The organism is Nitrincola sp. A-D6 (genome assembly GCF_000764495.1).
Lineage (GTDB): Bacteria > Pseudomonadota > Gammaproteobacteria > Pseudomonadales > Balneatricaceae > Nitrincola.
Genome location: NZ_JRLB01000014.1, coordinates 1 through 8,810, shown reverse-complemented (window position 1 = coordinate 8,810; position 8,810 = coordinate 1). Strand labels below are relative to the sequence as shown.

The window sequence follows — 8,810 nt, the reverse complement described above, 5'->3', positions numbered from 1 at the left end:
CGTGGTCGTGGTCGTGGTCGTGGTCGTGGTCGTGGTCGTGGTCGTCAACAGGATCACTATCGGAGTGAATCTGAACAACCATGGCATCAGTGCGCTGCAAAGGCCTTAGCATAAACTGCTCCAGGTCTGGCCCAACCCAGAAAACAACCTCGGCATCAGTTAATAGCTGCATATCGGATGGACGCAACGAAAAGGTGTGCGGTGAAGCATTGTCTGGCAGCAACTGTGCAGGCTCAACGACACCGTCGGTGACAGCCTTGGCTATCAGGTGCAGTGGTTTGATGGTACTGACAACCTGCTGCGCACTCAGCTGTGTAGAAAAAAAGAGTGCGGCAGCAAGTGGCAAACTACGGACTAATGTATTCATTTTTGGCATGATAGATCCCGATCCTGTTTACTAACTATTTAGGTTATAATATAACAAATAATCTCGGAACGCATCTGTCATGCCTGATATGAATACTGCCTTTGTCTGTAGCGATGATCATCAGCACTGTATCGATGAAGCCATGTCATCAGCCAAAGCACTCTGCCGTGAGCAACAACTCCGACTGACACCGGTTAGAGAGCTGGTACTCCGGCTGATTTGGCAAAGTCATAAACCCCTTGGGGCGTATGATCTGTTGCCAGCCTGGCAAGCGCTGGTTTTAACTCGGCACCTCCGACTGTTTATCGGGCACTGGAATTTTTACAGGAGCGGGGGCTGGTGCATAGACTGGCTTCACTAAACGCCTATATGGGTTGCATTCACCCTGGCAAGCAGCATTCCGGATGCTTTTTCATCTGTGAGCAGTGTCAGCAGGCACGTGAAATCGATGCAACGCCTTTGCAACAGGCGTTGCAGCAGCAGGCACAGCAACTGAACTTTGCCATAACCCGTGAAACCATTGAAGTACTGGGCATCTGCCTGAGTGCCAACAAGGAAGCCAATAACTGCATGTCTAGCCATGACCGCGACCTGGTACGCTTAGAGGATATTTCTGTGCGCTTTGCACGAGAGGATGTGCTCAGCCATGTCTCTTTGACCCTGCACGATAACTGCATTACCACACTCATCGGCCCTAACGGAGCAGGCAAGACGACGCTGGTGCGTGTCGTACTTGGATTGATACCACCCAGCCAGGGGAGTTTGTGGCGTTCACCCGGGCTGAGAGTCGGTTATATGCCGCAAAAGCTCAACATTGACCGAACCATGCCACTGACGGTAAAGCGCTTTCTGAATATTGGCCTCAAACCTGATCCAGCCACGCTGGCTATGACCCTGGATCAGGTCGGCGCCCACCACCTGCTACAACACTCTTTTCATGACCTGTCCGGCGGAGAAACCCAGCGGGTGATGCTGGCCAGAGCGCTACTGCGCAATCCACGTCTACTGGTACTGGATGAGCCAGTACAGGGGGTTGATGTTAACGGCCAGACAGAACTCTACCAGTTAATCAGTGCGATCCGGGAGCAACGCAAATGCGGCATCCTGATGATCTCACACGACCTGCACCTGGTTATGTCTGCGACTGACCATGTAGTCTGTCTTAACCGCCATATCTGCTGTTCAGGCCACCCGGAGCGGGTGAGTAACGACCCGACCTTTATTGAGCTCTTCGGGCGCAGCCAGGCGCAGGCGTTTGCCCTGTACAACCATCATCATGATCACCGCCATGATCGTCTGGATGCGGAACCCGAGCTGCTCAAGTCCACCTCAGTAGCACCACCGGAGTCAAACGATGCCTGAGTTTATTTTGATTGCCCTTGTTGGCGGCCTGGGTGTGGCCGCTATCACCGGCCCGCTCGGAGCTTTTGTGGTATGGCGGCGCATGGCCTATTTTGGTGACACGCTGGCTCATTCGGCCCTGATGGGTGTTGCCATGGGCTTTCTGTTCAGTATTAACCTGAACCTGGCGGTCATGGTTTGCTGTGTATTGCTGGCTGTCTTACTGGTAGCGATGCAAAAGCAACACCTGGTGGCTACAGACACGCTACTGGGCATCATGGCGCACAGCACGCTATCGATTGGCCTGGTAGCTGTGTCCTTGCTGGACCATATCCGTATCGACCTGATGCAGTACTTGTTTGGCGATCTGTTAGCCATTGCGCCAACCGATCTGCTCTGGGTTTATGGCGGGGGACTGCTGGTATTGCTCACACTCTGGCGCCTGTGGCATCCACTCCTGGCGATCACCATCAATGAAGAGATGGCACGTGTAGAAGGGGTAAATGTCACCGCCACGCGTCTGGCACTGATGCTGATGATTGCCCTGGTTATCGCCGTGGCCATGAAGTTGGTGGGTATTTTGCTGATCACCTCATTACTGATCATTCCAGCCGCCGCTGCACGTCGCTTATCCAGTACGCCAGAACAGATGGCCTTTATCGCCTCGCTTCTGGGCATGGTCGCTGTGTCGGGCGGGGTTTGGGCATCCTGGGTATTTGACACCCCTGCAGGCCCCTCAGTTGTGGTCACAGCTCTGGTGATCTTTCTGCTGCTCTACAGTCTGCCGCTAAGGCAAGCCAGTCGCTGATGTCCTTTCGCTACTGGCCCGATAACACCACCCATCGACGCGTTTGGCAACTGGCCTGGCCGATGATGCTATCAAATATCACCGTGCCGTTACTGGGGCTGGTGGATACGGCGGTAATGGGGCATTTACCCGAGCCGCGCTACCTGGCCGCCATTGCCATAGGCGGGATGCTGTTTACCGTGGTCTACTGGAGCTTTGGCTTTTTACGTATGGGTACCACCGGACTGGTGGCCCAGGCCTTTGGCCGTGAAGATGGCGATGCCATCCGTAACTACCTTGCCCAATCCCTGCTGATCGCCTTTTTGTTAGGTTCACTGATATTTCTATTACGCAGCCCTATAACCGAGCTGGCGCTGACATTATCCGGTGCAAAGGAAGCCGTGGTAACCGAAGCCCGCCGCTATGCGCTGATCCGCGCCTGGGGAGCACCCGCTGTGCTCTGCAATTTTGTACTACTGGGCTGGTTTGTCGGTAATCAGAATACCCGCATTCCGCTCTTACTCATGACCCTGACCAACCTGCTGAATATTATCCTGAATCTGCTGTTTGTATTCGGCCTGGGGATGCGTGCCGACGGCGTGGCCCTGGGCACCGTGCTGGCTGAATATGCCAGCCTCGCACTCGGACTGTGGCTGTGCCGTGGGCTGCTACTGAAAACCGGTGGTCAGTTTGTTGCCCGACAATTACTGCGCTGGCGCGATTATGCCGCCTTGTTTCACGTGAATCGTTACCTGTTTATCCGCACCCTGTTGCTGCTGTTCTGTTTTGCTTTTTTTACCGCGCAGGGCGCACGTATGGGCACGGATATTGTTGCTGCGAATGCGGTGCTGCTGAATTTCCTGGTACTCATATCCAATGGACTGGATGGTTTTGCGCATGCGACCGAAGCCCTGGCAGGCAGAGCACTGGGGCGCCGTAAAGCAAAGGATTTTTATCAGCTAATCACATCTGCAACGCTCTGGTCACTGATCACCGCACTGGGGATGACGGTGTTTTTCTGGCTAGCCGGTGATTTTGTCATTTCCCTGCTGACCAGTATTGACAGTGTTAGACAGCAAGCAAGCACCTACTTACCCTGGTTGGTAGCTATGCCGCTACTCGCTGTGTGGAGTTATCTGCTTGATGGGGTTTTTATCGGAACTACTCAGGTAAAGGCCATGCAGAATACCATGCTGTTTTCAGTATTTCTGGTATTCCTGCCCCTCTGGTGGCTGGCCCAACCCATGGATAACCATGGCTTATGGTTGGCGATGTGCGGTCTATTCCTGGCCAGAGGGCTCAGTGGCGGATGGGTCTATAGGCAATTGACACGTCACAACCGCTGGGGACTGGCCTAGGAGGCTATCCGAGAACGGAGCAGTACACACAAAAGCCGGTGTTGGTGATGCCTACCGTAATTGAGCCACCGGCGCTTGTTGGCGCTCAGCCGCAGGTTTTCATCGCTGAGTAGATTAGAACCGCTATTACGCAGGTCTTTGCTCACTGCGGATGTGGCTACCCACGTCCTGATGGCGGCTTTGGTGGTCGTAGTTGCGCTGGCTCCAGATGATGTCATGGCTTTCACCTGTTTGCACTGTACCCAGATTGATGTCGCCGTCGGCCTGGATCTGGGTGCTGCCACTACCGGTATTGATGATCTGGGCGGCTACCAGGTTCACATCACCCCCGGCACTAGCCAGCAGCACCGCGTCGGGACCGCTGACATATAAACCGATAGCCTCCGTTTATCATCAAATTGTTAAAGAGCCTGTGGGAGATAACACTCAACGCCCCATCAAAGCAAACACTGGCCGAAAGCAACACGCCATCCGGACACGTCCTCGGTATCTGTGAACATCATTCCCGCCTGGCGGTTACCCTGAAGCAATTACCTGACAAGGCATCTATCACCTTGCTCCGCTGCCTGCTGGGTATCCGCCACCAGACCACCGAGAAGCATTGCCCCTGGCAGAATGGCCGGATCGAGCGCTTCTTTGGTACCTTCAAGACTCATATCCGGCAGATCCTGATTGACGATGGCGTGCAACTGGATGAACAACTGGTCACCTTTTGCTGGTGTTATAACCATATTCGTCCGCACCAGAATTTGGGAGGACGAACACCTGCCGAAGCCTGGCTGGGTGTAGTGCCACCCAAAACAAAAAACTGGTGTTATGTATCACTGTGGCATGGGGCATTACGTGGGTTTTACGTGCCGCCATAGACAGCCAAGTTCAGCTCTTTAAAAAATAGCGCCAACGTACTGTCCGCTAAGGACAGGGGATTGCCATACTCAAAAGCAGCCAAGTACCACGAAAAGTGGCTTCTGGTTACTCGAAATGACAGTTTTAGAGCAGCGGCTTGTGATTTGCTTGCTCTTTACCAATAGAAAACCGGTCGAAATTTAATCAATCTGATCGGTTTTCACATACCCTACCGCCTTGCGGACAGTGGACGGGACATCGCCGCTGCACTAGACCAGAAACTCTTAGTGTACTGATGGTCACCAAGGGCGCTGCCCCTTTGGGGTGATCTCAGTGGCCACGCCGGTTTCCACATCCAACTCGAACAACAACGAGCCAATGCCGAGTGCGAAGAGCTCCACCCTGTACCCCGGTTGCCAAGCGACCACGTCTGGAAGTGCTTCTGTATAGGGTGGCGGCTTCTTAGTAACTAGATTTCTGAGCTTTCCGTACTCATCAACGCCAAAGTAGCGGTAGTATCCTCTCCAATCTGGTTTTTCTGTGGGCGGATGTCGCTCGATGATGACACTGCCATCTTCACGATACACACGGAATTGTGTAAACGGATCAATCCACCCACGCCGCCCCTCTTCTCGGGCAAGCTGATGTAGATACTTCCAATTGACCACCGGATCATCAATGCGCGTAATCTGCCAGACCACATTGCCATCCTTGTCCAGACGAAATACATTGTGATTGGCATCATATAGGTTAAGTTCAGGTTCATTACCGGTTTTGCAATAGAGACAAATTACTTGCTCTTCATTCGGTAAAATTAGCCTTCTAATCGGCCAGCCTACATATTCCTGAATTTCAATCACGGTAGAAGCCCCGTACTACCGAACCAGTTTAAAGGGAGCTTATCTCGATCAATCGGAATATAAAACTGCACCCCGCCCCCTCCCGGGTTATCGCCTAACATGATCCCATTGGCTACACTCCCCTGTAAGCGAGTACCCGCCGGAACGGACACAGGACCAACGTGTGTAGGCACTGCTGGCAAGGCAAACTTGCTTGCGATCTGCTCCGCTGAAAGCCCTTCGATATCGCTCTGGCGCATGATCCAATTCGAGGCCGTCGGCGAATTCCCTCCTGACACGCGCACAAACCGTTCTGTCTTGGTGTTGGTGAACTCCACTATCTGTGTCCCCGGCATATATGATGGCAAATAGTCAGGATTTCTGCTGATAATCTGATGATTAGCCGCATCCGCACTCAATACATTATCTACCCTAGCACCTTGAGGCAAGCTAGTGCGCACCATGTTGTTGGCTTGATCGACACTCAGCAGTGTTAGATGGTGTCCAAGGTCCTGTGGCCGACATCGTCCTGGTAGGGTCGTGAAGGCCTCCATCTCGATAAAAATTGATATCCTCCGTTGTGATGATCCGAGCATCTTGTCCCCCATCCGGCACCACTCTCCCAGGACGGCTCGCAATCTTACTCACCGCTCTTTAAAAAGCAGCTCCCAAAATGTAATGTCCGCGAAGGGCAGGGGCTTACCCTACTCAAAAACAGCTCCATGCCACAGAAAGTGACTTCTGGTTGCTCAACATGACAATTTTCGCGCAGCGGGTTGTAACTCGCTTGCTCTTTGCCGATGGAAAGCCGGTCAAACTTTAATCAATCTGATCGGTTTTCACATGCCCTACTGCCTTGCGGACAGCGGACGGGACAATTTGGACTTCTTCCGATAATCCTAACATTTATGTGATTTTAACAGGATTCCGATCCGGATCATGGTCTGTCAGTGTAACCAAACCATCATAAGATAACTCACCTTGTTTGATGCGCTCAAATTCTTGCTCAGTCAGCTCATAAATAATCACGCCCCCACCGTGAGCTCCGTTCATTTGTTCAAAGTAACAACGGCCATCGGAATCTCTACGAGCTTCCCAATTTTTCTCACGCCAAAGGTTCTCGGAATGGATTACCGACCGACCAATTGGATAATATTTGTTACCAGTTTTCTTTACATAAGGACCAAAACGACTGTCTTCTATCATCAGTTTATCTGCCCATTAATTGGATTGTAATATCTTCAAACGGAGCAGCGCTTATGTCTGCAACACCCTCAGCAACACCACCACTGGTATAACCACCAGGTCTCCAATTTGGATTATTGATAGCACCGCCTTCATTTCCGCTTGGTATTCTTAATTTACCTAAATCAGGTCGTTCTATAAAAAGCGCAGATACATTACCTGATGTAAGATCACCGGGGTTTAACCCCAATCTATGCTCAAGCTGAACCAAGTCACCACCAGTTTCGTTTACCAACCGATCAAACTCAGATTTTGGCATGAGAAAACCACCATCAGGCCCTGCATTGCCGTATCGCTCGACATTAGAAGTTAGTGTTAATCTAACAGCCCCATCGTCGAATTTAGCCAAGTGGGCATTAATCTCCGCCTGAGACATGTAAGTTGAGGGATCGGGACGCTGACCCTTTGGACTCGAGAGGATGGCATTGATCTGGCTTGGACTCAGTAAACTACTCCCATCCGGCACCACTCTCCCAGGACGGCTCGCAATCTTACTCACTATCCTCGGCAGGCTTGCCACCAGACCACCAGCACCCATCAGCATCGACTGATTTTCTAGTGCAACGCGTATTCGTAGCCTGTCCGCTTCGTCATGCTGTCCGGCCAACTCCAACGCATCGGCCTTTGCCAACTGTTCGCGGTTACTCTCGCTGATATAGTTAGCTGGGTGGGCAGCAAAGGCTTTTATCTCCTCACCCATCGCGCGCAGTCGCGCTTGAGATTCGGCATCACCTAACAACGCCTGTCCTACTATCTGTCCCATTATCAACGGTGCCTTGACGCTGTCAACCACCATTTCCGTCAGCGCTTCGGTGCCAATACGTTCCATGTGCTCTTGCTGGTGTTGACTAAACGCTCTCGCCGTGCGGGCATACTCGGCAAAAACCGTGTCTTGATCTTCTGGCCCCAGTGTAACGTCTTGCCAACTATCAAAGACGACCCGCAGCAATGAGCGTTCGTAGCTGCAGGCTGCTGCTGTGCCGCCCAGTCCGCAGGCTTCCTCCAGTGCAAGATCACGAGAGAGATTGAGTCTGTGAAGTACTTGATACTCTTCCTCTAACGCCTGACGCTGTGTATCGGTCAGGTTTTCTTCATCTTCCAGCAAGCGATCAAGTTCTTGTAGCCGCTTAGCTTCTGAATGAGACAGGTAGTTATTCACCACCTCATTAAAACCGGCCGCTGCGCCTGCTGTGCCACCTGCAGCAGCTCCGGCGGCGGTGCTGGCCAGTGCGGTGATGCCTTTGGCCAGGGTTTCATCTACGCCAGCTTGTTTGAGAGCATCGGCGACTAAGGGAGCGGTAAGGGTGCCGAGTGCGGCACCAGTAGCGCCACTGGTACCACCGGTCAAGGCGCCGATAACGGTGTGGGCGGCCAGGCGTTTAATGCCATTATCACCCCAGTCATTTTGCAGCTGATCGGCCTGGGCATTGAGTTGTGCAGCGCGTTCTGTATCACCAGCCACTTCGGCTTGTTTGGCTTGTAGCCGTTTATCCAGAGCCTCTTCAAGTTTGGCCTGTGCGATATCACCTACCAGCTTACTCGCCTGCTGGCCGAACTCGGCGGTAATCGCCACCTGCGCATCGATTTCCTGACGTACCCGGTCCTGATCAAAAATCGGGTTGAGGCCGGTTTCAGCATCACCGGTGCGAACGGTTTCATTACCGGCGATACCGCTGATACCGGCCGTACTGGTGGAACTGGCGGAGCCACTGTCGTTGCCAACTCCCGCGCCACCGCCGGAAGAGCCGATACTAATACTGGCGCTTTTGGCGTCATAGCGGGCACGGTTGTGCAGGTCTTGTGTTTCGGTACCGGCATTGGCCTGGTAGTGGTTCAGGTTGTTGTCCACCGCGGCTTGGCTGCTGGTGATTTGACCACCGATCAGGCGGGTGCCGCCCTCTACGGTGATATCAAAGCCACCGTCACCGGCACGGATCGCACTTTGTTGGCCGACACTGGTGTAGTTGCTGTTGATTTTGCTTTGACCCAGGCTGAGACTGCCAAGGACAAAGCCGGTGTTGGTAATG

General features: G+C 52.9%; 11 protein-coding genes. 5 read left to right on the top strand and 6 right to left on the bottom strand.

What is annotated here, in order from left to right:
- Positions 1-367: metal ABC transporter solute-binding protein, Zn/Mn family (locus LH51_RS03630; protein WP_160173673.1), on the bottom strand; the 367-nt coding region annotated here is incomplete at its 3' end.
- Between the two features lie 79 nt (positions 368-446).
- Between LH51_RS03630 and LH51_RS24635 the strand changes: the two genes are divergently transcribed.
- The 4 genes from LH51_RS24635 to LH51_RS03610 are packed head-to-tail and all read left to right on the top strand — an operon-like array spanning position 447 to position 3,853.
- Positions 447-728, top strand: a complete 282-nt coding sequence (locus LH51_RS24635; RefSeq protein ID WP_442934811.1) for a hypothetical protein — start codon at positions 447-449, stop codon at positions 726-728.
- Positions 707-1,729 carry a zinc ABC transporter ATP-binding protein ZnuC gene (znuC, locus tag LH51_RS03620; protein ID WP_442934810.1) on the top strand — a complete coding sequence of 341 codons (1,023 nt, stop codon included), beginning with the start codon at positions 707-709 and terminating at the stop codon, positions 1,727-1,729. The genes LH51_RS24635 and znuC overlap by 22 nt, the downstream gene beginning before the upstream one ends.
- Positions 1,722-2,516, top strand: a complete 795-nt coding sequence (gene znuB, locus LH51_RS03615; RefSeq protein WP_036519794.1) for a zinc ABC transporter permease subunit ZnuB — start codon at positions 1,722-1,724, stop codon at positions 2,514-2,516. Before znuC ends, znuB begins: the two co-directional genes overlap by 8 nt.
- Entirely contained in the window at positions 2,516-3,853 is a 1,338-nt protein-coding gene (locus tag LH51_RS03610) for an MATE family efflux transporter (protein WP_036519793.1), read from the top strand. The genes znuB and LH51_RS03610 overlap by 1 nt, the downstream gene beginning before the upstream one ends.
- Before the next feature lie 126 nt (positions 3,854-3,979).
- On the opposite strand, the gene LH51_RS20375 is transcribed toward LH51_RS03610, so the two are convergent.
- Positions 3,980-4,201 carry a hypothetical protein gene (locus LH51_RS20375; protein ID WP_144244159.1) on the bottom strand — a complete coding sequence of 74 codons (222 nt, stop codon included), beginning with the start codon at positions 4,199-4,201 and terminating at the stop codon, positions 3,980-3,982.
- Between the two features lie 50 nt (positions 4,202-4,251).
- On the opposite strand from LH51_RS20375, the gene LH51_RS19835 reads away from it, so the two are divergent.
- Positions 4,252-4,719 carry an integrase core domain-containing protein gene (locus LH51_RS19835; protein ID WP_160173672.1) on the top strand — a complete coding sequence of 156 codons (468 nt, stop codon included), beginning with the start codon at positions 4,252-4,254 and terminating at the stop codon, positions 4,717-4,719.
- Between the two features lie 279 nt (positions 4,720-4,998).
- On the opposite strand, the gene LH51_RS03595 is transcribed toward LH51_RS19835, so the two are convergent.
- The 4 genes from LH51_RS03595 to LH51_RS20740 form a co-directional block, all read right to left on the bottom strand.
- A complete protein-coding gene (locus LH51_RS03595) occupies positions 4,999-5,559 on the bottom strand; it encodes a hypothetical protein (RefSeq protein ID WP_036519787.1) in 561 nt (186 codons plus the stop codon).
- Positions 5,556-5,987 carry a hypothetical protein gene (locus LH51_RS03590; RefSeq protein ID WP_144244158.1) on the bottom strand — a complete coding sequence of 144 codons (432 nt, stop codon included), beginning with the start codon at positions 5,985-5,987 and terminating at the stop codon, positions 5,556-5,558. Before LH51_RS03590 ends, LH51_RS03595 begins: the two co-directional genes overlap by 4 nt.
- A 457-nt stretch (positions 5,988-6,444) precedes the next feature.
- Positions 6,445-6,744, bottom strand: a complete 300-nt coding sequence (locus LH51_RS03585) for a hypothetical protein (RefSeq protein WP_036519783.1) — start codon at positions 6,742-6,744, stop codon at positions 6,445-6,447.
- A gap of 4 nt (positions 6,745-6,748) precedes the next feature.
- Positions 6,749-8,810, bottom strand: a 2,062-nt coding sequence (locus LH51_RS20740) for a DUF6862 domain-containing protein (RefSeq protein ID WP_200881853.1), incomplete at its 5' end; no start/stop codon positions are given.

What these genes read in the sequence shown, in the direction of transcription:
- LH51_RS24635 (WP_442934811.1), top strand. Translation starts at nt 447, where the DNA reads ATGCCTGATATGAATACTGCCTTTGTCTGTAGCGATGATCATCAGCAC.
- znuB (WP_036519794.1), top strand. Translation starts at nt 1,722, where the DNA reads ATGCCTGAGTTTATTTTGATTGCCCTTGTTGGCGGCCTGGGTGTGGCC.
- LH51_RS03585 (WP_036519783.1), bottom strand. Translation starts at nt 6,744, where the DNA reads ATGATAGAAGACAGTCGTTTTGGTCCTTATGTAAAGAAAACTGGTAAC.
- LH51_RS03610 (WP_036519793.1), top strand. Translation starts at nt 2,516, where the DNA reads ATGTCCTTTCGCTACTGGCCCGATAACACCACCCATCGACGCGTTTGG.